At 63.4% G+C, this 22,771-nt stretch carries 23 protein-coding genes; 15 read left to right on the forward strand and 8 right to left on the reverse strand.

Going from position 1 to position 22,771, the window contains the following annotated elements:
• Positions 1-25 precede the first annotated feature (25 nt).
• The 3 genes from ACN0YJ_RS10065 to ACN0YJ_RS10075 all read right to left on the reverse strand — a co-directional run bounded on the left by ACN0YJ_RS10065 (position 26) and on the right by ACN0YJ_RS10075 (position 4,531).
• Positions 26-1,513 (reverse strand): methyl-accepting chemotaxis protein, encoded by a 1,488-nt coding sequence (locus tag ACN0YJ_RS10065; RefSeq protein WP_417496115.1) that lies wholly within the window; start codon positions 1,511-1,513, stop codon positions 26-28.
• A 345-nt stretch (positions 1,514-1,858) separates the two neighbouring features.
• Positions 1,859-3,955 (reverse strand): TonB-dependent receptor, encoded by a 2,097-nt coding sequence (locus ACN0YJ_RS10070; RefSeq protein ID WP_417496116.1) that lies wholly within the window; start codon positions 3,953-3,955, stop codon positions 1,859-1,861.
• A 63-nt stretch (positions 3,956-4,018) separates the two neighbouring features.
• Positions 4,019-4,531, reverse strand: a complete 513-nt coding sequence (locus tag ACN0YJ_RS10075; RefSeq protein WP_417496117.1) for a DUF2946 family protein — start codon at positions 4,529-4,531, stop codon at positions 4,019-4,021.
• Here ACN0YJ_RS10075 and ACN0YJ_RS10080 point away from each other — a divergent pair.
• The 4 genes from ACN0YJ_RS10080 to ACN0YJ_RS10095 all read left to right on the forward strand — a co-directional run bounded on the left by ACN0YJ_RS10080 (position 4,530) and on the right by ACN0YJ_RS10095 (position 6,860).
• A complete protein-coding gene (locus ACN0YJ_RS10080) occupies positions 4,530-5,153 on the forward strand; it encodes a DNA-3-methyladenine glycosylase family protein (RefSeq protein WP_417496128.1) in 624 nt (207 codons plus the stop codon). The two genes, ACN0YJ_RS10075 and ACN0YJ_RS10080, sit on opposite strands and share 2 nt — an antisense overlap.
• A 57-nt stretch (positions 5,154-5,210) precedes the next feature.
• Entirely contained in the window at positions 5,211-5,453 is a 243-nt protein-coding gene (locus ACN0YJ_RS10085; RefSeq protein ID WP_417478237.1) for a type II toxin-antitoxin system ParD family antitoxin, read from the forward strand.
• Between the two features lie 76 nt (positions 5,454-5,529).
• Positions 5,530-5,763, forward strand: a complete 234-nt coding sequence (locus ACN0YJ_RS10090; RefSeq protein ID WP_417496129.1) for a type II toxin-antitoxin system RelE/ParE family toxin — start codon at positions 5,530-5,532, stop codon at positions 5,761-5,763.
• 134 nt (positions 5,764-5,897) lie between these two features.
• Positions 5,898-6,860 (forward strand): NAD(P)H-dependent flavin oxidoreductase, encoded by a 963-nt coding sequence (locus ACN0YJ_RS10095; RefSeq protein ID WP_417478235.1) that lies wholly within the window; start codon positions 5,898-5,900, stop codon positions 6,858-6,860.
• Positions 6,861-6,865: 5 nt separating this feature from the next.
• On the opposite strand, the gene ACN0YJ_RS10100 is transcribed toward ACN0YJ_RS10095, so the two are convergent.
• Both ACN0YJ_RS10100 and ald read right to left on the reverse strand, forming a co-directional pair.
• Entirely contained in the window at positions 6,866-7,525 is a 660-nt protein-coding gene (locus ACN0YJ_RS10100) for an HAD hydrolase-like protein (protein ID WP_417496118.1), read from the reverse strand.
• Between the two features lie 82 nt (positions 7,526-7,607).
• Positions 7,608-8,726 (reverse strand): alanine dehydrogenase, encoded by a 1,119-nt coding sequence (gene ald, locus ACN0YJ_RS10105; protein ID WP_417478233.1) that lies wholly within the window; start codon positions 8,724-8,726, stop codon positions 7,608-7,610.
• A gap of 235 nt (positions 8,727-8,961) precedes the next feature.
• Here ald and ACN0YJ_RS10110 point away from each other — a divergent pair, with 235 nt between their 5' ends.
• Together ACN0YJ_RS10110 and queF are read left to right on the forward strand one after the other, a co-directional pair.
• Positions 8,962-9,438, forward strand: coding sequence for an Lrp/AsnC family transcriptional regulator (locus ACN0YJ_RS10110; protein ID WP_417478232.1), 477 nt, complete (start codon positions 8,962-8,964; stop codon positions 9,436-9,438).
• 69 nt (positions 9,439-9,507) lie between these two features.
• The gene (queF, locus tag ACN0YJ_RS10115) at positions 9,508-9,969 is read left to right on the forward strand and encodes a preQ(1) synthase (RefSeq protein WP_417488975.1); all 462 of its coding nucleotides are present in this window, start codon (positions 9,508-9,510) and stop codon (positions 9,967-9,969) included.
• Positions 9,970-10,158: 189 nt separating this feature from the next.
• On the opposite strand, the gene ACN0YJ_RS10120 is transcribed toward queF, so the two are convergent.
• Together ACN0YJ_RS10120 and ACN0YJ_RS10125 are read right to left on the reverse strand one after the other, a co-directional pair.
• Positions 10,159-11,346 (reverse strand): OprO/OprP family phosphate-selective porin, encoded by a 1,188-nt coding sequence (locus ACN0YJ_RS10120; RefSeq protein WP_417496119.1) that lies wholly within the window; start codon positions 11,344-11,346, stop codon positions 10,159-10,161.
• 197 nt (positions 11,347-11,543) lie between these two features.
• Positions 11,544-12,170 (reverse strand): nitroreductase, encoded by a 627-nt coding sequence (locus tag ACN0YJ_RS10125; RefSeq protein WP_417478229.1) that lies wholly within the window; start codon positions 12,168-12,170, stop codon positions 11,544-11,546.
• Between the two features lie 115 nt (positions 12,171-12,285).
• Between ACN0YJ_RS10125 and ACN0YJ_RS10130 the strand changes: the two genes are divergently transcribed.
• The 9 genes from ACN0YJ_RS10130 (at position 12,286) to ACN0YJ_RS10170 (ending at position 21,916) form a co-directional block, all read left to right on the forward strand.
• Positions 12,286-12,927, forward strand: a complete 642-nt coding sequence (locus ACN0YJ_RS10130; protein WP_417478228.1) for a TetR family transcriptional regulator — start codon at positions 12,286-12,288, stop codon at positions 12,925-12,927.
• Between the two features lie 97 nt (positions 12,928-13,024).
• Positions 13,025-14,152, forward strand: a complete 1,128-nt coding sequence (locus tag ACN0YJ_RS10135) for an efflux RND transporter periplasmic adaptor subunit (RefSeq protein ID WP_417496120.1) — start codon at positions 13,025-13,027, stop codon at positions 14,150-14,152.
• Positions 14,149-17,292, forward strand: coding sequence for an efflux RND transporter permease subunit (locus tag ACN0YJ_RS10140; protein WP_417496121.1), 3,144 nt, complete (start codon positions 14,149-14,151; stop codon positions 17,290-17,292). Before ACN0YJ_RS10135 ends, ACN0YJ_RS10140 begins: the two co-directional genes overlap by 4 nt.
• Positions 17,293-17,317: 25 nt before the next feature.
• Positions 17,318-17,908, forward strand: a complete 591-nt coding sequence (locus tag ACN0YJ_RS10145) for an NUDIX domain-containing protein (protein WP_417496122.1) — start codon at positions 17,318-17,320, stop codon at positions 17,906-17,908.
• A 15-nt stretch (positions 17,909-17,923) separates the two neighbouring features.
• A complete protein-coding gene (gene cysE, locus ACN0YJ_RS10150; protein WP_417478224.1) occupies positions 17,924-18,745 on the forward strand; it encodes a serine O-acetyltransferase in 822 nt (273 codons plus the stop codon).
• Between the two features lie 120 nt (positions 18,746-18,865).
• Positions 18,866-19,090: a DUF3126 family protein gene (locus ACN0YJ_RS10155; protein ID WP_091770547.1), complete on the forward strand. Its 225-nt coding sequence runs from the start codon at positions 18,866-18,868 to the stop codon at positions 19,088-19,090.
• A complete protein-coding gene (locus tag ACN0YJ_RS10160) occupies positions 19,087-19,866 on the forward strand; it encodes an ATP-binding cassette domain-containing protein (RefSeq protein WP_417478223.1) in 780 nt (259 codons plus the stop codon). The genes ACN0YJ_RS10155 and ACN0YJ_RS10160 overlap by 4 nt, the downstream gene beginning before the upstream one ends.
• Positions 19,863-21,419, forward strand: coding sequence for a glycine betaine ABC transporter substrate-binding protein (locus ACN0YJ_RS10165; protein ID WP_417496123.1), 1,557 nt, complete (start codon positions 19,863-19,865; stop codon positions 21,417-21,419). Before ACN0YJ_RS10160 ends, ACN0YJ_RS10165 begins: the two co-directional genes overlap by 4 nt.
• On the forward strand, positions 21,419-21,916 hold the full coding sequence (locus ACN0YJ_RS10170; protein WP_417496124.1) for a hypothetical protein: 498 nt from the start codon (positions 21,419-21,421) through the stop codon (positions 21,914-21,916). The genes ACN0YJ_RS10165 and ACN0YJ_RS10170 overlap by 1 nt, the downstream gene beginning before the upstream one ends.
• Positions 21,917-22,000: 84 nt before the next feature.
• On the opposite strand, the gene ACN0YJ_RS10175 is transcribed toward ACN0YJ_RS10170, so the two are convergent.
• A complete protein-coding gene (locus tag ACN0YJ_RS10175) occupies positions 22,001-22,765 on the reverse strand; it encodes a PhoH family protein (RefSeq protein ID WP_417478220.1) in 765 nt (254 codons plus the stop codon).
• Positions 22,766-22,771: the final 6 nt, after the last annotated feature.

A 22,771-nucleotide genomic window follows, 5' to 3' on the forward strand; every position in this document is an offset into this window, starting at 1 on the left:
GATTGTCTCAGCGCCGGGCCAGGCCCTAGCCCATCGCTTGCGAGGCCTGGCGCACATTGCGGGTCGCTGCGTCGATGCTGCGGCTGGCATTGGCGATTTCGCGAATGCCCGAGGTTATCTGATCCACGCCGACCGCGACCTCCTGCATATTGCCGGAGATTTCCCGGGTGACGCAGGATTGTTCCTCGACGGCGCTGGCGACCGAGGAGGCCACTTCATCGATTTCCGAAATCGTCTTGCTGATCGAGGCGATCGCGTCGACCGCGTCCTGGGTCGCCTTCTGGACGTGAGCGATCTGGCTGGCAATCCCGTCGGTCGCCTTGGCCGTCTGATTGGCCAGGCCTTTCACCTCCGAAGCGACCACCGCAAACCCCTTGCCCGCTTCACCCGCACGGGCGGCTTCGATCGTGGCGTTGAGGGCGAGCAGATTGGTCTGTTCGGAAATATCATTGATCAGCGAGATGACTTCATTGATCCGCGCGGCAGATTCCGCCAGCCCGCCCATGACGCCGCTGGTTTGCGTGGCCATGTTGACCGCATTGCGGGTGATCTCGGTGGCACGCACGAGCTGGCTGCCGATCTCATTGGCCGACGCGGCCATTTCCTCAATGCCCGCAGCGATAGACTGGACTGAGGCGGAGGTCTGTTCCGAGGTGGATGAGACCGTCGTCGCCTGGCCAGCGGCCTGGGTGACGCTGGCGGCAATCCCGTCGAGGTCGGAATCAATGCTCTTCTGCGCGGCCGCACGCTGGTGGCGCAGCTCGACCTGGGCCGTGATGTCGGTCGCGAATTTGATCACACGATAGACAGCACCATTCATGTCGCGGATCGGATTATAGGTGGCCTGGATCCAGACCTCCCGTCCGCCCTTGCCGATGCGCAGGAATTCAGCGGATTGAAATTGACCGGCCCGCAGCTCGTCCCAGAACTTCCGGTAGGCATCGGTGTCACGCTCATCAACCGGGACAAAAATTGAGTGATGCTTGCCGGCGATCTCATTGAGCGGATAGCCCATGGCGCCGAGAAAATTCTCATTGGCGGTCAGAATAGTGCCATCGAGTTCGAACTCGATCACGGCTTGCGAATTATGGATCGCGTCGATCTGTCCCTGGGCATGCGCCGCGTCGAGTTTTTGCTGGGTTATATCGGTCGCGAATTTGACGACTTTGCAGACCTTTCCTGCGCGGTCGAGAACGGGATTATAGCTGGCCTGGATCCAGATTTCCTTGCCGCCCTTGGCGATACGCCTGAATTCGGCAGCGTTGAACTCGCCCTTTGCCAGATTCGCCCAGAATTGGCGGTAGGCCGGGGACGCCCGCTCGGCCGGGTCGACAAACAGGCTGTGATGCTGGCCGCTGATTTCCGCGAGGCTATACCCCATGGCGTCGAGAAAATTGGCATTCGCGGTGAGAATGGTCCCGTCCGGCTTGAACTCGATAATGGCCTGGGATCGGCCCAGGGCTTCAAGCGTGGCACTGGCAGTGCCGCCGCCGGGATTGAATACGGATTTCATGACTGGCTCCCCCGAATGCCGCCCCCAAAACGGGCAGGCAGGCGGGGAAAATGCATCAAGCAAGGTTAACGGAACGCTACGTCCCGGACGATGGTCTTTTCGTAAGGCTTTATAATTGTGAGGAAAAACACCCGTAACATGTGTTAATGCCATCGCTCTCGCGTGGCGTGTGGTCGACCGCTCCGCATAACCCTGTGGTTGTGTTAGACTCTTTGGGGCGCTTGCGGTTGGCCTGGTTTATGCGCGCCATCGACCCGGTTTCGGCCTGGGGTTCGGGGTCCATTGAGCGGCGCGCCAGACCGCCCGCACCGGGGTGCAGGCGGTCTGGCTCAAGGCCCGGGCGGATCAGCCTTGCAGGCTGAGCCGCAAACCGAGTGACCGGCCACTGCCCGGCAGACGCTCACCGAGGCCGACATCCGATCCGGCATTGCGGTTATAGCCGCCCAGATGCTGGCGATAGGTCTGGTCGAACAGGTTCTCGACCCCCGCCGACAGGCTGACGCCTTCGCGAGGCGTCCAGCTGCCATAGAGATTGACCAGCACGAAGCCCGGCGTCTCAACTTCCGAATTGGAGGTTGAAACCTCGCTCTGCCGCGCCACGGCGACGGTCTCCAGGGTCGCCGACCAATGGGCGGCATCGCGGCTCAGGCCAAGCCGCAGGCTGGGAGGGGCGATACGGTAGAGATTATCGTCGATATCGCGTCGCTCGCCGCGCACCCAGGAGGCGGTGCCGTCGAGATGCCAGTCCGTATTGAAGCGATAGCCAAAATCCAGATCGAGCCCGTAAAGCCGGGCATCGGTATTGGCAAAGCGCAGCGGTGTCGGATCACCATTCATGGCCGAGACCATCTCGACGGGCGTATCGATCACGCCCGGCGTGGTGTCATAGGGCACGCCCTGGATGAAATCATCGACCGAGCGGTAAAACACGGTCGGCCGGGCATAGGCAGCGCCCGAGGCCCAGTCCAGACCCGCCTCGGCGATCCACGCGGTTTCCGGTGTCAGGTCCGGGTTGCCGACATAGGTATTGCCGTCGGCCAGCCCTCCCGAGGCTTCGGTCGGCAGCCAGGCAAAGCGTTCGACATAACCGGGTGCCCGGGTCTTGCGGGCCAGGGTCAGGCGTAGCGTGGTGGTTTCGCTGACCGGGTGCCACAGGCGCGCGACGGCGTCGAGCGTGGTGTCGTCCAGGCGCCGGTCCGTCGCATTGAAGGCCATCGCCAGCATGCCCGGCATGGCCGGGGCGGCGGTGCCGACCGAGGCCGGGCCGGCTTCGGCCCTGTGCCGGTCGGCGCGCAGACCCAGCTCGGTCTGCCATCCGCCGACCTCGCCGGTCCATTCGGCAAAGGCGCCGGTGCGTTCCATGGTGATACCGGACAGGGAATTGAGTACGAAATTGGCATTGTTCGGGTTGGTGATGACGAGGTCGTGTTCAGCCTGTTCGCCGTCGACGCCGAGGCGCAGTGAGCCGCCCAGCGCCGCAAATGCGGCATCGCCGCCGCCGGACAGGGTGCGCGCTGTTGCCAGGGATTCGCGATACATTGCGGCCATGGCCGGTGCGGGGCGGAGGTCGTAATTATTCATCGCATGCGCGATATCGGCGATGGCGAGATGCGCACTCACATTCACACCATCCCAGTCACCGCGATAGCCGATACGGGCGAAATCGGTGTCGAAATAGCGGATATCCATGGCGAAGGGCGGATTGCCCGTCGCATTGGTTTCCTGGCGCCGCAGGTCGAGACTGAATTCATGCACGCCGGTGCGGTAGCCGAGCCCTGCACCGTAGACGAGCCGTTCATGGGCCGAGTCGCCAATCATGCCACCGGGCCAGCTGACATCATCGCCGGATTCGCTCGAGCCGAGCAGCTGGACACGGAACTGGTCATTGGCGATCCCGACCACGCCGCCGATCGAGCGGCTGTCGTCGGCGGTCCGGCCGGCCACGGTCAGGTCATAACGGGTCTGCCATTGCCCGGTCTCGCCAAACCCGACCTGTTTGAAGACCGTATTGACGCCGCCAGCGAGGCCAGGGCCGCTGCGCACCGGGCTGACACTGCGGTCGACCTCGATCCGTTCGATCAGGGCGATCGGCGCATAATGCAGTGGCGGATCCATCAGGTTGGGGCCGCCGGATTCAAAATTCTGGCCATCAATGCGCAGATTGATCCGCCCGCCGGACAGGCCGCGATACTGGACCTGGCTGGACAACACGCCATTGCCGACGGCTGCGGCGCCGGGCAGGCGGGCGATCAGGGCTGCGGCATCCGGGCCGGAGGGCGGCAGGGTCGCCGGGTCGAGCCGGTCGATCTGGCCGGTGTCGAGCTGATGGCCCGAAACACTGATGATATCGGTGAGGGGAGAGGCGTCCTGGGCGAGCGCCGGCATGGCGGCCAGGCAGGACAGGGCGAGCACGCTCGCCGAATTCAGGATAATACGTGACATGAATAGCTCCGCGGCGACCCGCTCGGGCCGCCCTCTGACGGTCAATCTGAAGGGTTTGAAAACTCAGAGACGTGCAGGTGGGGCCCGGACAGGCGGGCCAGGACGGCGGAGGGGCGCCGGGGCAATCGTGTCGGCTGGCAGAGCCCCCCGTGTGAGGGGCAGGACATGGACCAGGGTGGACGGCGTTTGCGGCAGGGCGGCGATGGCTGCGCTGGCGCTGGCAAAGGCGCAGGGCTGGCTCGAGCCGGCATCATTTGAGGGCAGATTACTGCCGGTCCGGGTTTCCCCGGTTGCCAGGTCGATCCAGCGTTGTTCGGCGCCATGGCCGGTACAGAAGACGACCGAAATCGTGCCCGATGCGCTGTCGCGATCGAGCATAAAGCCCTGGGGCAGGCTGGCCTGGATGCCAGCCGCCAGCAGCGCAAGGACCAATATCCCTTGCGCCCACAATGTCCGGCCCTGGCGCAGCATCGTCAGCATAGGCGCGGCGGTAACATGACCGCTGGCCTGCTGCCATGCGACAAAGGCGTCACCGGGCTTCCACGCCTGTCGCGGGCGCGCTAGCGTGACTGCCATGACACATCACGCCATACACCATCACCTTGTCGCTGCCGCCGGCGATCTTTCGCCCGCGCTTGAGGCGGCGCTGATCCGGCTCGGCCCGCTGGAATTTCCACGCCGCGACAGCCAGCCCTTCCCGCACTATCTGTGCCGCGCCATCTCCGGCCAGCAGATCTCGGTCAAGGCGGCGCAGAGCATTTGGGCACGGGTCGAGGACAGCGCTGGCGACGCGCCGCTGCTCGATCATTTCGTACCGGAAAATACCGATGTCTTGCGAGCCTGCGGCCTGTCGGGTGCCAAGACGAGAACCATTATCACGATCGCTGATACCCACAGGAATGTCGGGCTCGATACCGATGAATTGCGGGCCTTGAGCATTGCGGAACGCACCGCCCGGCTGACCGCGATCTGGGGCGTGGGGCAATGGACCGCCGACATGATGAATATGTTCTATTTCGGCGAACCCGATATCTGGCCCGATGGCGATGTCGCCGCCCGCAAGACACTGGAACGCCTGACCTCGAAACGCCGCAAGACGGTGCGAAGCGCGCAACGTTTCAAGCCCTACCGGTCCTGGCTGGCGCTCTATATGTGGGCCCATGCCGACGCGCCGCCGGACGGGCAAGCTGTGGGGTAGGGTGGCGATTGGCGGCTGTACCAAAATTTGGTATTGTGGCCATCACAGGAGGCTCCGATGGGCAAGAATACCAGTTTTTCGGTTGGCGAACATTTCGCCGACTTCATCCACCAGCAAGTCGAGCACGGCCGCTTCGGATCCGCCAGCGAAGTGGTGCGCGCCGGTTTGCGATTGCTGGAGAGTGAGGAAAACCAACTTCAGGCCCTGCGCCAAGCGTTGGCTGAAGGTGAAGCGAGTGGCAGGGCCGTTCCCTTTGACATTGACCGGTTCCTGGCCAGAAAACATGCCGAGCGATCGTGAACCCGGCTATTTTCTGAGCCGCGCCGCCGAGCGCGATCTCGACCTCATCTGGGATTATACGTCGCAGCAATGAGGGATCAGCCAGGCCGATACCTATCTCCGCCGAATCCATGCCGCCCTGGCAAGGCTCCCCGACTTCCCTGGCGCCGGTCATGCGGTGGACGAAATTCGACAGGGCTATCGTGTCCTGCCGATTGAAGCGCGTTGCGCCTTCTACCGGACCATGAAAGATGGCATCGAAGTCGTTCGGATCCTGCATGGGCGGATGGCTGCGCGGGGGAAGTTTGCGGTGGCCAAACAGGGCGAATGAGCCAGCTACAAACCTCACTCGACACGTCCCGTGCCCGCCCCTAATCTCGACCTGAACAGTGTTCACGCCTGCGGCCAAATCCAACGAGCCGGGCGGAACCGGTCGATAAATGTCGATAGACAAGGGACGATATCATGGCTGAACCAGACATCCTGAAGGGCAGACTGCGGCTGCCAGTGATTGGCGCACCGCTTTTCATCATCTCCAATCCCGACCTCGTGATTGCCCAGTGCAAGGCCGGGATCGTCGGTTCCTTTCCCTCGCTCAATGCGCGGCCCATCAGTCAGCTCGACGAATGGCTCGACCAGATCACGTCCGAGCTGGACAGCTATAATCGCGCCAATCCGGACAAGCCGGCGGCGCCATTTGCGGTCAATCAGATCGTCCATCGCTCCAATGGACGCCTGCAGGAAGATCTCGCCCTGTGCGAGAAATACAAGGCGCCGATCGTCATCACCTCGCTGGGCGCCCAGGCCGAGCTGAACCAGGCCGTGCAGTCCTGGGGCGGTATCACCCTGCATGATGTGATCAATCAGCGCTTTGCCCACAAGGCGATCGAAAAGGGCGCAACCGGCCTGATCTGCGTTTCAGCCGGGGCTGGCGGTCATGCCGGCGCGCTGTCGCCCTTCGCCTTCGTGGCGGAAACCCGCGCCTGGTTTGACGGACCGATCCTGTGTTCCGGCGCCATCTCGACCGGCGGCGGCGTCCTCGCCGCCCAGGCCATGGGTGCCGATTATGCCTATATCGGCTCGGCCTTCATCGCGACCGCGGAGGCGCGCTGCGAGCAGGCCTACAAACAGGGCATTGTCGAAGGCAGTGCCGAGGATATCGTCTACACCAACCTCTTCACCGGCGTGCACGGCAATTATCTCAAGGCTTCGATCGCTGCCGCCGGGCTCGATCCGGACAATCTGCCCGAAAGCGACCCGTCAGCGATGAATTTCGGATCCGGTGGTGGATCCGATGCCAAGGCCTGGAAGGATATCTGGGGCTCGGGCCAGGGGATTGGTTCGATCAAGTCCGTGCAATCAGCCGGCGATTATATCGACCAGCTGGTGGCGGAATATGCCGCGGCGAAGGCGAAAGTCTGCGGCTAGGGCGATCAGGCGCGCTGTGTTGCCGGCTCTGCCGGGGCAATGCAGCGCGCAATTTCGCCCGGCGTTTCATAGAGATGGTCCGGCCCGCTGGCCGCGAGGATTTCGGGCGTCGCGAAGCCCCAGATGACCGCGCCGCAGCCGCAACCGGCTTCGCGGGCGGCGTCGATATCGCGCACTTCATCGCCGATGCACAGGGTGCGGGACGGTGTGCTGCCGGCCTTGCGGATGACTTTGCGGAACACGGCGGCCTTGCCAAACAGCGCCGCGCCACAGGCGAAATGGCTGACCAGGGCGACGAGGTCGGAGCCCATCACCTGCCGGATTGCGTCCTCGCCGTTCGAGCTGACCACGGCAATTGTGATCCCGGCCGCGTGCAATTGCTGCAGCAGCTCGGCAATCCCCTCGAACAGGGTAATCTGGTCGATATTGTCGGCGGCGCGCGCGCGGACATCGGCGGCGATGAAGGGCAGTTTCCAGGCCGGAATTGCCAGCTCGTCCATGATGGCCTTGGGCGTCATGCCGCGCAGCGTTTCGGCGCGGTCCTCGCAGATCGGGTTGAGGCCATGCTTTTCGACGACGTCGGACAAGGCGGTGCGGAACCAGGTCAGGCTGTCGGCCAGCGTGCCGTCGAAATCGAAGACCACAAGGTCGTAACGCAAGGTCAAATCGAAACTCCGGCGGGCAGCAAAAAGGGGCCAGCTGGCGCTGACCCCTTCAGGCTTGCAGATTCTTCTGGCGCTTGCACCCTTAAATGGATGTCAGCCAGTCCGGCTTGATGTAGTGCATGCCGAGATCGCGGGCGACCGGCTCGCAACAAATCTGTCCATCGGCGACATTGAGGCCGCGGGCCAGATGCGGGTCGGCATTGAGCGCGGCGCGCGTGCCCTTGTTGGCGATTGCCAGGGCGAAGGGCAGGGTGGCATTGTTGAGCGCGAAGGCCGAGGTGCGCGAATAGGCGCCCGGCATATTGGCGACGCAATAATGCACCACGCCGTCAATGATATAGGTCGGGTCATTGTGGGTCGTGGCCTTGGAGGTCTCGAAACAACCGCCCTGGTCGATGGCGATGTCGACGAGCACGGCGCCGTCCTTCATCTCTTTCAGCATCTCGCGCGTGACCAGCTTGGGCGCCGCGGCACCGGGGATCAGAACGGCACCGATCACGACATCGGCCTGCAATACCGCCTGGTCGAGCGCGACCTGGGTGGAATAGGCGGTCTTCACAGCGCCGGCGAATTGCGCGTCGAGTTCGGACAGGCGTTTGGCCGAGCGGTCAAAGACGGTCACGTCGGCGCGGGCGCCGATCGCCATTTCAGCGGCATGGCTCCCGGCGACACCGCCGCCGATGATGACGACCTTGGCGGGCAGCACGCCCGGCACACCGCCGAGCATCAGGCCGCGTCCGCCCTGGGATTTCTGCAGGCAGTGGGCGGCGACCGAGACCGACATCCGGCCGGCGACCTGGCTCATCGGGGTCAGCAGCGGCAGGCGGCCCTCATTGTCGGTGACGGTCTCATAGGCGATGGCGATACAGCCGGACTGGCGCAGCCCCTCGGCCTGGACCGGATCGGGAGCCAGGTGGAGATAGGTGAAGAGCGTGTGATGCGGTTTCAGCATCGCCGTTTCGGACGGCTGGGGTTCCTTCACCTTGACGATCATCTCGGCAAAATCGAACACATCCTGCGCCGTTTGCACGATGCCGGCACCGGCCGAGACGTAATCTTCATCGCTGCAGCCAATGCCTTCGCCGGCGCCGCTTTCGATGACGACTTCATGGCCGGCGAGCACGAGTTCACCGACGCTGGCCGGTGTCAGGCCGACGCGGTATTCGCGAACTTTGATTTCTGTGGGGACCCCGATACGCATGATGTTTTCCGCTTCTGAGTGCTCGATGTGGAGAATCCGGCGTTCAGGGCGTTCCTGCGATCCAGAAATAGAAGAATCTTCAAGATTTACGGCATTTCGCTTGAGTTATCGTGCGCGTCACACCATAAAGCGCGTCATATATCGTTTGATCGGGCGTAAATCCAGAATATTTTGCGTCCGCCCGAATTGTAGCCGCCCAAGCTGTGGCAGGCCCTGTCTGCAAGGAGAGTGTTCCGTGCGCCTTGATGATGTTGATGTCGCGATCCTGACCGAATTGCAGGAGCATGGCCGTCTGACCAATTCCGAGCTCGCCGAACGGGCCGGCTTGTCGGCCTCGGCCTGTCACCGGCGGGTCAAGACGCTGGAAAGCAGCGGTGTGATTGACCGCTATGTGGCCATCCTGTCGGAGAAGGCGTTGGGCCGCGGGATCACCGTCTATGTCCAGGTCACGCTCGACAATCAGAAACGCGAAACACTGGTCGCCTTCGAGACCGCCGTTGAAGCCGTACCCGAGGTGATGGAATGCTATCTGATGAGCGGCGATGCCGATTATCTCATCCGGGTCCTGGTGCGCGACGCCAATGATTATGAGCATGTGCATCGCGAGGTCCTGTCCGGCCTGCCGGGCGTGGCGCGGCTGGTCTCCTCTTTCACCATTCGCCGCGTGTTTTCGCGCACGACCATGCCGGTACCCGACGAATTGCGGATCTAGTGGATGAAAGCGGCCCCGGCAGGGCGTTTGCCGATTGCATCGCGGCCGCGCCGGGGTTAATTGCGCGGCATGACCGATAACCGCTATCAAGATCTCGGCCAGCTCGGCGCTTCGACGCCGCTGCCCGATCATCCCGACACGGCTGCGCTTGAGCGCGTCGCCAATCCCTGCGATGCGCCCTATATGATCCGCTTCGCTGTGCCGGAATTCACCTCGCTATGCCCGGTGACCGGTGCGCCGGATTTCGCGCACCTGGTGATTGACTACGTGCCGCGTGACTGGATCGTCGAATCCAAATCGCTCAAGCTGTTTCTCGGTTCTTTCCGCAATCACGGCGCGTTCCACGAGGCGTGCACGACTCAGATCGCCCAGCGTCTGGTCAGGGAGCTCGACCCGGTCTGGCTGCGCATTGGTGGCTATTGGTACCCGCGCGGCGGCATTCCGATCGATGTTTTCTTCGCAACGGGTGAGGCCCCGGCCGGGGTCTGGATCCCCGAGCAGGGCGTTGCCAGCTATCGCGGACGGGGCTGAGCCCGTTCCAGGAATACAAGCCAATGCAGGCGCAGGCACCCACACTCACGCTGCTTCGCCGCTGCCGGCGCATACCGCTCGTCGCGGAGGGCAAGCAAAAAAATAGGCGCTGTTCCTTGAGGGGGGAGGGAGGAACAGCGCCAGTGCCGGATCAGCAGGGGGGTGCTGACCGGGCGGGGTGTGGGGTCTCTAGAAGCCGACTTGGAGCCGCAGCTGGGCCACGTCACTCGTCTCGGTATAAGTTGGGGCGTCGTGCTCGCCGGAGACATAGTTGAACATCACGCGGGCATAACGTTCGACATACCAGTTGATGCCCAGGGTGAGGGTCTCGATCGTGCCCAGACCGGCATCGCCCATATCGGCGTAGTCGGCCCGTGCCGCGATTTCCCAGGCGCCATGGCCGCCTGCGGACAGCGCCGAGTTCGGCGAGATGCCGCCGAACACGCCGGACGAGCCGCGATAGCCGCGCGTTTCGCCGGTCAGAATATAGCCCAGCGAGGCAAAACCGCTATCGAAGGCCGGGTCGCCAGCGGGACCGTCCAGCGTCATGCGGGCAAATTCACCATGAGCCCAGAACGGGCCGCGAATGATGGCCGCTTCAAGCGCGATCAGATCGGAGTTCTCGGCTTCGCCAAGTGGCTGGCCGGTGCGGTAATCAGCGGTGGCGAAATTATTGGCCAGGTGAGCCTGTGGCCGGTCGCGCAGACGGGCTCCGCCATCATAATCGAGGCTGCGGAATGAGGCGCCCAGATGGAGCGTGGTGCCGGCGTCCGTCTCGGTGTGCCAGGTGAGGCGGCCCGCGAAGGCGCTGGAATCATCGGCTTCGGCGAGCTGGAAATTGTCTTCCATCTTGCCGCCATAAAGGCCGGCCGAGGCCGTGAAATTATCATTGGACCAGAAATAGGCGGCACCAAGACGGCGGTCGATCCCGAAAATATCGGTGAGCAGGCCGCGCTCCATGAAGCTCATATTGAGCGAGGAGGTCTGTTCCTCCATCGAGTTCATGGTCTTGAAATTACCGACCCGGACACTGCCCTGAGGCAGGCGGTAGGTCAGATGGACATCGGTCGGCGCTGGATCATCGGGCAGCCAGTCATATTCAGCCACAAGCTTGAGATTGCCGATCTGGCCTTCAATGCCAAACCAGAGTGTGCGCCATTCTTCATCATCGGTTGGCGCCGCGCTTAGCGGGCTCGACCAGTCGACATCGGCGATATCGAAATAGGCGCGGCCGCGAAACTTGAAGTAATCGCTCGTCGTCGGGCTGTCCCAACGCGGTCCGGGATTCATGGAGAATTCCCAGCTCTGCGACAGGGCGGCAGGTGCCGTTGTCGCGAACAGGCCCAGGATTGCAGCTGCGAATTTCAACGCTTTCATGTCACTCGTCTTCCCCGCTTCGCCCGGTCAGGCGTTGACTGGTTCGGGAAAGCAGGGCGGGACCGCCACAATTGCGGCAGGCCAGATGCCCAGGCGCATTTCCCGAGACTTCAGCACCGGTTCTGGCGGGAAGACCGGGAATTGGACAGTATTATGAAATCTGGGCGGTGTTAGGCGTCCCTTAACCTTGTTTGGCCTCAGGCTTTCCAGCGTCCGACATGGGCGCGCGGCCGTGGCCGCTCCATGACCTCGCTCGCGGATGAGCCAATATAGATATAGCCGGCGATACGCTCGCCCGACCGCAGACCGAGCGCGTCCTTGATGTCGCAGTCATAGGCATACCATTCGGTCAGCCATTGCGCTGCGAAGCCCATGGCCGAAGCGCCAATCAACAGGTTCTGGCAAGCGGCGCCGGCTGATAATTCCTGCTCCCAGAGCGGAATCTTGTGATGTTCTGTCACGGTCGAGATGACCGCAATCACCAGCGGCGCGCGTTCGAAGCGTTGTTGCTCGCAACGGATCTGATCCGGGGTCGCGTCCGGGTTCTTCACCGCCCAGACCTTGCCGAGAATCATGCCGAAACTGTTGCGGGCCTCGCCTTCGAACAAGATGAAACGCCAGGGCGCAAGCTTGCCATGATCGGGAACCCGCGAGGCGATTCCCAGCAAATGCTCGACCTGGTTCGCATCCGGTCCGGGCTCGGCCAGGCCGATGGCCGGGGTTGAGCGGCGGCGGGTCAACAGGGCCAGCGTGTCGGCGCTGGCGTGTGATGGGGCCAGCGGCTCGCCGGGCGCCGGAAAATCGTGAGAAATCTTGTTGTTCATCGGACGCCTCTTGGGGGGTGAGAGATTGTCGCTTTGACGTTTGGGTTCGGTGATCGTTATATCTATCGGGTATACATGTAATGACACCCCGTCGCTGCGGGAGGGAAATCTACCAATGACTGTGGAAATCGCTATCGATGATGACACGCCCGCTGATCGCCGACGCCGCAAGGTGCGCGATGCGATCATCGACGCCGCCGAAGTCATTTTTACCGCTGAGGGCGAAGAGGGCATTTCCATGCGCCGGCTGGCGGATTCGATCGATTACAGCCCGGCGGCGATCTACAAGTATTTCGCGTCCAAGGATGATCTGTTCGAGGCCATTCGCGACACATTCTTCGAGCGCCTGATGGAGCGGATTCGCGGTGCGCAGGAAGAGGGCGGCGAAACGCCCAGTCTGTGTGCCCGTTGTATGCGCGCCTATATCGAAACCGGAATTGAAGAGCCCAATCATTACATGATGGCGTTTTCCTCCGGCAAGAAAATCGCGCCACACGTCCACGACGAGCAGGATGTGGCCTTCCAGGCCGAACATGCCCTGGTGGGCATGATTGAAGCCGGCATGGCGGAGGGAATATTCCGCACGGTCGATCCCAGGCTTGCGTCCAAGAGCGTCTGGGCCAGCTTGCATGGGCTGACAACGCTGATGGTCTCGATGGAAGGCTTCCCGGCCGGCATGCCCGGGTCGGAACATGTCACAGCGGATGCGGTGATCGATTTCCATACCGACATGATGCTGCAAGGGCTTAAAGCCTGACGCATAGCGGTTATGCAAAATCAGTGAACAGCGTTTACTTTTCAAACGACATTTAACACCCTATATGAAGCTGTGAGTTTGCAGCAAGGGTGGGCACATGTCCGGAAAAAGTCGGCGACTGGGTGCGAGAACGAGCGTGGCGTTGGCCGCGATCGGCGTTGCCATACTGGTATTCGGGGTCTCGGCACTGCGCGCCGAAGCGACACTGCAGATCAGTGCGCCACCACCCCTGCCGGTTGCGGTCATCGAAGCTGAATATGCTAGCGATGCCAGTATCGAGGAATTCTTTCCCGGACTTGTCGCGGCGCGGCGCCAGAGCTCGCTCGGCTTTGAGCGCAGCGGCCGTATCGATGCGATCAGCGTCGACGTCGGTGATCAGGTCCGCGCCGGTGATGTCCTGGCCGTGCTCGATACCCGCGCTGTAACTGCCCAGATCGCGGCGGCCGATGCCCAGACCGCCGAGGCCGTAGCCCAGACCGCGCTCGCCGCCGAGACCGAGGCCCGCCAGGCGCAATTGCTCGAACGCGGCCATGTCTCGCAGCAACGCCTCGATGAGGTCCGCACGTCAACCCGCGCGGCCCGGGCGCGTCAAAGTGCAGCCGCCGCGGCCGCCGATGCGATCCGGGTCCAGCTCGACCTGGCCCGCATGACAGCCCCTTTCGACGGGGTGGTCACCGCCCGCCTCGCCGATGAGGGGACGATTGCCGCGCCCGGCCAGCCCTTGCTCGAACTGATCGAGAGCGGTTCGCTGGAAATCCGGGTCGGTCTGCCGCCTGTGCTGGCCGCCAGCCTGGGCGCTGATCGCAATTATCGCTTCCTCGCCGATAGCGGCCCGATTAATGCCCGCTTCCGCGCCTCAACCGGCGTGGTCGACCAGCATAGTCGCACCGTCACCGTCCTGTTCGACATCGAACCGGGTGCTGTCGCGGTCGGCCAGGTTGTCCGCCTTGCCATGGCGACACCGATTGCCGCCGATGGTTTCTGGGTGCCCACATCGGCGCTCGCCGAAGGCCGGCGCGGACTGTGGACCGTGTATGTCCTCAATCCCGATGCGGGCGACTACACGCTCGAGGCACGCGTCGTCGAGACTGTGCGTATCGAGGCGGACCGTGTCTTCGTGCGCGGCGCCGTGACCGATGGCGAGCTGGTTCTGGCCTCCGGCATCCAGCGCATCACGCCCGGCCTGCGGGTGACCCCCGCCGTGCTCGAGGCCCGCGCGCAATGAGCACGATCTTCTTTCGCTATTCCCGCCTGACGATTCTGGCCGTCATTCTGCTGGTCGCCGCCGGGATGGGGGCTTTCATGTCGCTCGGGCGCCAGGAAGACCCCTCACTCGTCGAGCGCTATGGCCTGGTGGTCACCGCCGCTCCGGGCGCTTCGGCCGAGCGCGTCGAAGCCCTGATCACCACTCCGCTCGAGGATGCGATCCACGAATTGGCGGAGGTCGAATCGACCTCCTCATCCTCGCGGTCCGGGATCTCGATCATCCATTTGCAGATCCGCGAAGACCTCACTGCGACCCAGGTCGACCAGGCCTGGACGCAGATCCGCGAACAGGTCGAGAGCGTGCGCCCGACTTTGCCGGCCGGGTCCGGAGCGCCCGATGTGCGCCGCCAGTATCTCGGCGCTGCGACCATGATTGTCGCGCTGTCCTGGGGCGAGCAGGGCGCGGAGAACCTGCCCATTCTCTCCCGCCTGGCGACGGACCTGGAAAGCCGGTTGCGCAATCTTTCAGGCACCGAAGAAACCGCGATTTTCGGTGAGGTTGAGGAAGAATTCCGCATCATCGCCGATCCCGACACCCTGGCGGCTCTCGGCCTGACAGTCGCCGATGTCGCCCGGCTGACGGCCAGTGCCGATGCGCGCGCGCCAGCCGGAGAACTGCGGTCGGGAACGGTCGACCTCAATATCGAGATTGATGGCGAATTCGACAGTATCGACCGGATCCGCGCGATTGCGCTGGGTCAGGGGCCAAATGGTGAATTCATCCGCGTTGGCGATGTCGCGGACGTGGAAAAGGGGGCTCGCACCCCGGCCTCGGCGATGGCGATGATGGATGGAAACCGCTCCGTGCTGGTCGCCGCCTACCTCCAGCCCGAATTGCGCGCCGACCTCTGGTCGCGGGACGCCGACGCGGTGGTCGCCGAATTTGCCGACTCGGTTCCGGGTGTCGCGGTCGAGACGATTTTCCGCCAGGGCGATTATGTCGAGAGCCGGCTCAATGGTCTGGCCCAGAATCTGGGCTATTCCGGCTTGATCGTGTTTGCAGTCCTGTTCGTCATGATGGGTTGGCGCTCGGCGCTGATCGTCGGCACGGCCCTGCCGCTGACCGTGCTCGCCGTGCTGCTGCTGACCCGGATTTATGACGAGCCGCTGCATCAGATGTCGGTGACCGGGCTGGTCGTGGCGCTGGGCCTGCTGATCGATAATGCGATCGTTGTGGTCGACGAATACCGCTTGTACCGGGCGCGGGGCCGATCGCCGGTCGATGCGCTTGATGCCTCGCTGAAACATCTCTTCGCGCCGCTCCTGGCTTCGACCATGACCACGGTCTTCGCCTTTGCACCCATTGCCCTTATGCCGGGCGCTGCGGGTGAATTCATCTCGATGATCGGGATTTCGGTGATTTTCGCCGTCGTTTCCTCCTTCATCCTGGCGATGACGGTGGTTGGTGCTTTCGCGGCCTGGTTTGACGATGCCGGGGCGAGTGAAGAACCCCGGCGTTTCTGGCGCCATGGACTTGGTGCCGGGCCTTTTGCGCCGCTCTATCGCCGCCTGCTCGACACGATCACGGCGCGGCCCTGGATCGGGATTTTCGGCAGTATCCTCCTGCCGATCGCCGGTTTCGCAGCCGCCTCGGCCCTGCCGGTGCAGTTCTTCCCGCAGACCGATCGCGACATGTTCCAGATCGAACTGGAATTGCCGTCCTCCGCCTCGATCGAGGAGACCCGGCGCCAGACCGAACGGGCGCGCGAAATCATCGAGCGCTATGACGGCGTGGAACGCGTCACCTGGGTGCTGGGGCAAAGCGCGCCGCGCACCTATTACAATGCGATCAGCAACAAGTCCGGCGTGTCCAACTATGCGTCCGGCTTTGTGCACACCCGGTCGAATGCCGTGACCCGGCGTATCCTTCCGGCGCTGCAGCTGGAAATGCTCAATGCTTTCCCGCAGGCGCGTTTTCTCAGCCTGCCGTTCGAACAGGGCCCGCCCATCCCGGCTCCGATCGAACTGGTCCTGGTCGGGCCGGAACTGACCGAGCTCAACCGGCTCGGCAATGAAATCCGCAGCGTTCTGGCCAGGACGCCGACCATTACCCACACCCTGGCCTTGCTTGAAATGGGCGAACCCGTCGCCCGCATCATGGCCGATGAAGCGTCGGCTGAACTCTCCGGCATGCGCCTTTCCGAACTCGCCGACCGCTTGCGCGGCGATCTGGATGGTGTCGTCGGCGGCAGTGTCCTGGAAGGTGTCGAGGAACTCCCCGTTCGCGTCATCACACGGGATAATCGGCGATCCAACCTCGCCTCTGTCGCCGGCGCGCCACTGCGCTCCAGCGGCGGCAATGTGTTCGCCGCGCCGCTGGCTTCGCTTGGCGACGTCACGCTGGCGCCGCAGGTGTCCATCATCCCGCATGAGGATGGCCGCCGGGTCAATTCGATCTATGGATATCTGGAGCCCTACACCTTGCCGGCACCGGCGCTGGAGCATTTCTTCACGGCGCTGGACGCGGCCGATATCGCGCTGCCGCCGGGCTATGAATTGCAGGTCGCCGGCGAAGCCGCCGAGCGCGGCGATGCGATGGCAGGCCTGTTCTCGACCGCGATCCCGCTCTTGGTGCTGATGGTCGGCTCGGTCGTGCTGGCCTTCAACAGTTTTCGCTATGCCGGGATCATCCTGATCGTCGCCGTGCTCTCGGTCGGGCTGGCCATGTTTGGCGTCTGGCTGTTCGGGACGCCGCTGGGTTTCAACGCCATTGTTGGCTCGATGGGGCTGATGGGGTTGTCGATCAATGGTGCGATTGTTGTCCTGTCGGCGCTGCGCACCAATCCGGCCGCTGTCGCGATGCAGCCCGGCGCCGTGCAGGCGACGGTGATGGATGCGACGCGGCATATCCTGTCGACGACCCTGACGACGATTGGCGGTTTTGTGCCGCTTCTCCTGTCGGGCGATGCCTTCTGGCTGCCCTTCGCCGCGGCGATGGTCGGCGGGGTGGCCGGCTCGGCTATCCTGGCGCTGGTCTTCGCGCCGTCCGCTTTCGCGCTCCTGGCGCGGCTCGAGGATCGCAAGCGGCGCATTGCCGAGAAGGTTCGGAATTACAAACAGCGGCGCGGTGACTTGATGGCGCGGGCGAAACAGGCTTAGAGCGCTCCAGAAACGGGAGCAGGACATGCCTCACACACGCGGTCCCTGGACCATTCACGGCGAACGTATTGCGTTTGAAAGCCCCTGGATGCGGGTGCACGAATTCGAGATTACCCAGCCCGACGGCAAGCCGGGCGTCTATGCGGTGATGTCGCCGCGCAATCTGGCGCTGGTGGTACTGCCGATCCATGCCGATGGCTCGGTCACGCTGGTCGGGCAGCATCGCTTCGCACTGGATCGCTATAGCTGGGAAATTCCCGCGGGCGGCGGCCAGCTCGAGGGTGAGCCGCTCGCCGATGCCCGGCGTGAGCTGAAGGAAGAGACCGGACTGAGCGCTGATCACTGGAGCGAGATCCTGCAGCTGGACCTGTCCAATTCGATCACCGATGAGCGCGCGATCGGATTTCTCGCCACCGGCCTGCATGAAGGCGAGCCGGAACCGGAGGGGACTGAAGTCCTCCAGACCCGCCGCGTTCATTTCCTCGACGCCCTCGAAGAGGCGATGTCGGGGCGAATTCGCGACGCGCTGACGGTGGCGATGCTGATGCGGGCTCACTATATGGCGCAACAGGGCCTGTTGGCGTCAGAGCTTTCCGGTGTCATGCTGCAACGTTGAAGGCAGGAGAATGTGATGTCACAGAGCCAGGCCAAAGCGCCGATTGCCGCGCGCACCGGAACCCAGGCCGTCTGGGCGCGTCTGCGCGTCGAAGCCGCCGCAGCGGCTGCGGAAGAACCGATTCTCGCCAGTTTTCTCAATGCCGCTGTGCTGCGGCACGACGAATTTTCCCACGCGCTGGCCTATTGCCTCGCGAGCAAGCTGGCCGATGCCCAGCTCGATGCCATGCTGGCACGTGATGTCGCCGAGGCGGCGCTGAAAGGCGATCCGGGCATTGTCACCCAGGCGATTGCCGACATGGTCGCGGTCGAGGAGCGTGACCCGGCCTGCAAGAGCGTGCTTCAGCCCTTCCTCTATTATAAGGGCTATCAGGCGCTGCAGCTGCACCGCGTCGCCCACTGGCTGTGGAGAGAGGGGCGGCAAAACCTCGCCTTTCATCTGCAAAGCCGGGTCTCGGAGCGCTTCGGCGTCGATATCCATCCGGCGGCGCGGATCGGGCAGGGCGTGATGATGGACCATGCGACCGCAGTCGTGATCGGCGAGACGGCGGTGATCGGTGATGATTGTTCCCTGCTGCACGAGGTGACGCTGGGCGGCACGGGCGCGGCGCATGAAGATCGTCACCCCAAGATCGGACGCGGCGTGATGATCGGGGCCGGCGCCAAGGTGCTCGGCAATATCGAGGTCGGTGACCAGGCCCGCATCGCTGCCGGTTCGGTGGTGCTCAAATCGGTCCCGGCCGGCTGCACGGTGGCTGGCGTGCCGGCCAAGGTGGTGGGCGATTGTTGTCCGCAGCCCGCGCGCAGCATGGATCAGACCTTCCCCGACGGGAAATAGACGGCCGGGTCTGCGCCGCACCCGCCGTCAGCGCGGATGATCGCAGGCCCTGCACTGGACGCACCCCCCTCGCATGGGCTTATTTGTCGCCAATTCGAATCCCCCGACCGGAGAGACATTGTGAACAAGAATATGACCGCCGGCGAAGCCGCGAAATTGCAGCGCTTCCTGCGCAATAAACTCAATCCGGAGATGGCGGTTCAGTGCCGCAATCGCCCCGATGAATGCGCTGAAATCCATATCGGCGATGAATGTCTCGGTGTCGTCGCCAAGATCATCGATGAGGGTGAAACCTCCTATTCCTTCGAGATCACCATTCTGGACATTGATCTGGAAGAGCTTTGATCGAGCCGTCGACGACCGTGCTTGAAGCCCGGGCGGTCACCAAGACCTATCCCGGTGGTGTTCAGGCGGTTGCCGGCGTCGATCTCAGCTTGCAGCGCGGCCAATTGCTGGCCCTGGCCGGCACATCGGGTTGCGGCAAGACCACAATGCTCAAACTGATCAACCGCCTGGAGGAAACTTCGGGCGGTTCGATTTTGTATGAGGGTGCCGACATCACCACGCTCGATCCGGTCGAGCTGCGCCGCTCGATCGGCTGGGTGATGCAGGGCGATGGGTTGTTCCCCCACTATAGCGTTGCCGCCAATGTCGCCATTGTGCCGCGCCTGCTGGGCTGGGAGCCGGCCGCGATTGCTGCGCGCGTGCGCGAAATGCTCGAACTGGTTCGCCTGGATCATGCTGAATTTGGCGAGCGCTATCCCGATGCCCTGTCCGGCGGACAGCGCCAGCGTGTCGGCTTCGCGCGCGCCCTGGCCGGAAAGCCGGATCTCTTGTTGATGGACGAACCCTTCGGCGCGCTCGACCCGATTACGCGTGACGGGCTGCAACAGGATTTCATGGCGCTGCAGGCCCGGCTCGGTTTTTCCGCCCTGATGGTCACCCATGATATGGCCGAAGCGTTGATCATGGCGGATCAGGTCGCGGTGATGCGTGACGGCTTGATCGTTCAGTGCGGCAGTCCGGCACAGCTGCTCAAATCGCCGGCCGATGATTATGTCGCCGCCTTGCTGGATACGCCGCGCCGCCAGATGCGCCGGATTGCGGAGCTGGAGGCATGAGCGAGAATTTCGCCGAACGCTGGGCCGAACTGCCGCATTTGCTCTCCGGACATGTTTTGCTGTCGCTGGCGGCGATTTTCGTCGGCATGGCGATCAGCGTCCCGCTCGGTATCTATGCCGCGCCGCGACCGCGACTGGCCGGCGGGGTGCTCAATATTGCCGGTGTGATCCAGACGATTCCCGGCCTCGCCCTGCTGGCGTTGATGGTGCCGCTGCTGGGCGGGATGATCGGCTATTGGCCGGCCTTCCTGGCACTGATGCTGTATTCAATCCTGCCCATATTGCGCAATACGATTGTCGGCCTGCAAGGCATCGAGCCGGGTGTGCGCGAAGCGGCACGCGGATTGGGCATGACCGAGACCCAGCGTCTGTGGCGGGTCGAGCTGCCGCTGTCCCTGCCGGTGATCGTCGCCGGCTTGCGCACTTCCGTCGTCTGGGTGGTGGGCGCGGCAACGCTGGCGACCCCGGTCGGGGCGTCCAGCCTGGGCAATTACATCTTTGCCGGCCTGCAGACGCGCAATTGGCTCTCGGTCTTGTTCGGCTGTGTCTTCGCCGCCGGTCTGGCGATTGTGTTCGACCAGATGATTCGCCTGCTCGAGATCGCCGCAAGGACGCGGCGGCGCGGTCTGGCGGGCGGGGTTGCAATTGCACTGGCGCTGGTGGTCTCGCTCTCGCTCCTGCCGGTATTGGTCCCGGCCCCGGCGCCTGCAGCCACCAATTCGAGCGCCAGCAACGCCCCGGCAAACCTGGCCGGTCAGACGATCAGCATCGGCGCCAAGGCCTTCACCGAACAATATATTCTCGCCGCCCTGATGCAGGATGTGCTGGAAGGGGCGGGCGCTGTTGTCGAGCGCCGCGACAATCTGGGCTCGACCATCGCCTATGACGCGCTGCGTTCCGGCGAGATTGATGTCTATATTGATTATACCGGCACGATCTGGGCGACCCTGATGGAGCGGCCGCAAGCGGCGCAGCGTCATGTCATGCTCGCCGAGATGACGGCCTGGCTGCATACGCGTGACGGCATCCTCACCCTGGGCCGGCTCGGTTTTGAAAATGCCTATGGTTTTGCCATGACGCGGGATCGTGCGGGCGAGCTGGATGTTGCCAGCCTGGCCGATCTGGCCGCTCATGCCGATGAATTATCGGTCGGCGGTGATCCGGAAGTCTTCGTCCGTTCCGAATGGATCGGTACGCGCGACGCTTATGGCCTTGGCGCGATGCGCACGCGGGCGATGGATTCGACTTTCATGTATGGCGCGGTGCGCGATGGCCAGGTCGATCTGATCAGCGCTTACACCACGGATGGCCGCATTGCGGCTTATGACCTCGTCGTGCTGGAGGATCCGGCCCATATCCTGCCGCCCTATGATGCGGTGATCCTGCTCTCGCCGCGCGCCGCCGCCATGCCTGGCCTCGCCGAAGCGCTGGCGCCACTGGTCGGGGCGATTGACGGCGATGCCATGCGCGGTGCCAATCGGTTGGTCGATCTGGAACACCAGACACCGGCCCAGGCGGCAGCCTGGCTCGCGACGCGGCTCGGGGACGAATAATGGCAGGATATGTCGGCCATGGCCGCTTGCAGGACGATGAATGGCTGATGCGCGCCTGCGTCCTGATGAATCGCGACCTGCCGCCACATGCGCCGGAATACACGCCGGAAACCGAGCTCAATCGCTCCTATACGACCCAGTCGGCCGAATTCGAGACCTTGCTGGCGAAGATTGATCCGGAGGGTGATATTGATCGCTCCATCTTCCCGATGCTGGCCTTCTTCACCGCCTCGGAGGGCTGGCCGGTCGATATCATCTTCGCCGCGATTGCCGCCTTCCTGGTCTGGATCTTCATGCCCAACTGGTATGGCATCATGGAATATGCCGCCTATACGGCGATCGCGGGCTTCATCGCGGTGCAATATCTGCGTGCCCGGCGTGTTCGCGAGCGGGCGACGCGCGAAATGCAGCGGCTGGGCTTGCGTCAAGGCGAGGAAAACGCGCTCACTTTGCGCATGCTGGTGCGATACCGGGTGATGCCGGCGACGATTCACTGAGGTTGCTGGGGCGACAGGACCCTGAATCAGGACGGCGCGTCCCTTTCGAGCCGCGCCGCCTTCATTCCCGGTCGCGCAAGCGCGCTAAAGCACCGTCAACATGGTCGCCACCAGTGGATGGCGCACGATATCCTCAGCTGCCAGGCGGCAGACGGCGATGTCCTCGAGCGGTTCCAGCTTGTCGGCGATGATTCCCAGTCCGGACATGCCGGGCAGGAGGTCCGATTGCGCCGGATCGCCGGTGACAACCATGGTCGCGTTCCAGCCCAGCCGTGTGAGCAACATTTTAAGCTGAACATAGGTGCAATTCTGCGCCTCATCGACGACGACAAAGGCATTATTGAGCGTGCGGCCGCGCATATAGCCGATCGGGGCGATCTCGATCAGGCCCTCCTGCATCATCGCCTGCAGGCGTTTGGGCGAGAGCCGGTCGGCGAGGGCGTCATAGAGCGGCCGCAGATAGGGCGCGAGCTTTTCCTCCATCGCGCCAGGCAGGAAGCCGATTGATTCGCCGGCCTCGACGGCGGGGCGCGACAGCACGATCCGGCTGACCGACCCGGCTTCCAGCGCCTCGACCGCCTTGGCGACGGCGAGATAGGTCTTGCCGGTGCCGGCCGGACCGAGTGCCAGGACGAGATTATGTTCGTCGACGGCGCGCATCAGTACGGCCTGGCCCTCCGATCGCGGTTTGACGTTCTTGACGTATCTCTGGTCGCGCATGGGATCGCGGGTCTCCGGGCTCCAATTGGTGCCGGGGAAGAGGGCGCGAACCTTCGTCTCCTCTGTCTGATAGTGAGCTGCGTTGAATTCACCGGTGCGAGTGCGACGTTTGGCGATACGCTTGGTCATGGCTCA

The sequence above is a fragment of the Maricaulis sp. genome (assembly GCF_048270095.1).
GTDB lineage: Bacteria > Pseudomonadota > Alphaproteobacteria > Caulobacterales > Maricaulaceae > Maricaulis.

Bases quoted from the DNA above. Each gene is read 5' to 3' on its own strand.
- ACN0YJ_RS10140 (WP_417496121.1), top strand. From the start codon at position 14,149: ATGAGCACGATCTTCTTTCGCTATTCCCGCCTGACGATTCTGGCCGTC.
- ald (WP_417478233.1), bottom strand. From the start codon at position 8,726: ATGCGTATCGGGGTCCCCACAGAAATCAAAGTTCGCGAATACCGCGTC.
- ACN0YJ_RS10095 (WP_417478235.1), top strand. From the start codon at position 5,898: ATGGCTGAACCAGACATCCTGAAGGGCAGACTGCGGCTGCCAGTGATT.
- ACN0YJ_RS10135 (WP_417496120.1), top strand. From the start codon at position 13,025: ATGTCCGGAAAAAGTCGGCGACTGGGTGCGAGAACGAGCGTGGCGTTG.
- ACN0YJ_RS10145 (WP_417496122.1), top strand. From the start codon at position 17,318: ATGCCTCACACACGCGGTCCCTGGACCATTCACGGCGAACGTATTGCG.
- ACN0YJ_RS10070 (WP_417496116.1), bottom strand. From the start codon at position 3,955: ATGTCACGTATTATCCTGAATTCGGCGAGCGTGCTCGCCCTGTCCTGC.
- ACN0YJ_RS10125 (WP_417478229.1), bottom strand. From the start codon at position 12,170: ATGAACAACAAGATTTCTCACGATTTTCCGGCGCCCGGCGAGCCGCTG.
- queF (WP_417488975.1), top strand. From the start codon at position 9,508: ATGACCGATAACCGCTATCAAGATCTCGGCCAGCTCGGCGCTTCGACG.
- ACN0YJ_RS10075 (WP_417496117.1), bottom strand. From the start codon at position 4,531: ATGGCAGTCACGCTAGCGCGCCCGCGACAGGCGTGGAAGCCCGGTGAC.
- ACN0YJ_RS10065 (WP_417496115.1), bottom strand. From the start codon at position 1,513: ATGAAATCCGTATTCAATCCCGGCGGCGGCACTGCCAGTGCCACGCTT.
- ACN0YJ_RS10165 (WP_417496123.1), top strand. From the start codon at position 19,863: ATGAGCGAGAATTTCGCCGAACGCTGGGCCGAACTGCCGCATTTGCTC.
- ACN0YJ_RS10080 (WP_417496128.1), top strand. From the start codon at position 4,530: ATGACACATCACGCCATACACCATCACCTTGTCGCTGCCGCCGGCGAT.
- ACN0YJ_RS10085 (WP_417478237.1), top strand. From the start codon at position 5,211: ATGGGCAAGAATACCAGTTTTTCGGTTGGCGAACATTTCGCCGACTTC.
- cysE (WP_417478224.1), top strand. From the start codon at position 17,924: ATGTCACAGAGCCAGGCCAAAGCGCCGATTGCCGCGCGCACCGGAACC.
- ACN0YJ_RS10130 (WP_417478228.1), top strand. From the start codon at position 12,286: ATGACTGTGGAAATCGCTATCGATGATGACACGCCCGCTGATCGCCGA.
- ACN0YJ_RS10175 (WP_417478220.1), bottom strand. From the start codon at position 22,765: ATGACCAAGCGTATCGCCAAACGTCGCACTCGCACCGGTGAATTCAAC.
- ACN0YJ_RS10120 (WP_417496119.1), bottom strand. From the start codon at position 11,346: ATGAAAGCGTTGAAATTCGCAGCTGCAATCCTGGGCCTGTTCGCGACA.
- ACN0YJ_RS10170 (WP_417496124.1), top strand. From the start codon at position 21,419: ATGGCAGGATATGTCGGCCATGGCCGCTTGCAGGACGATGAATGGCTG.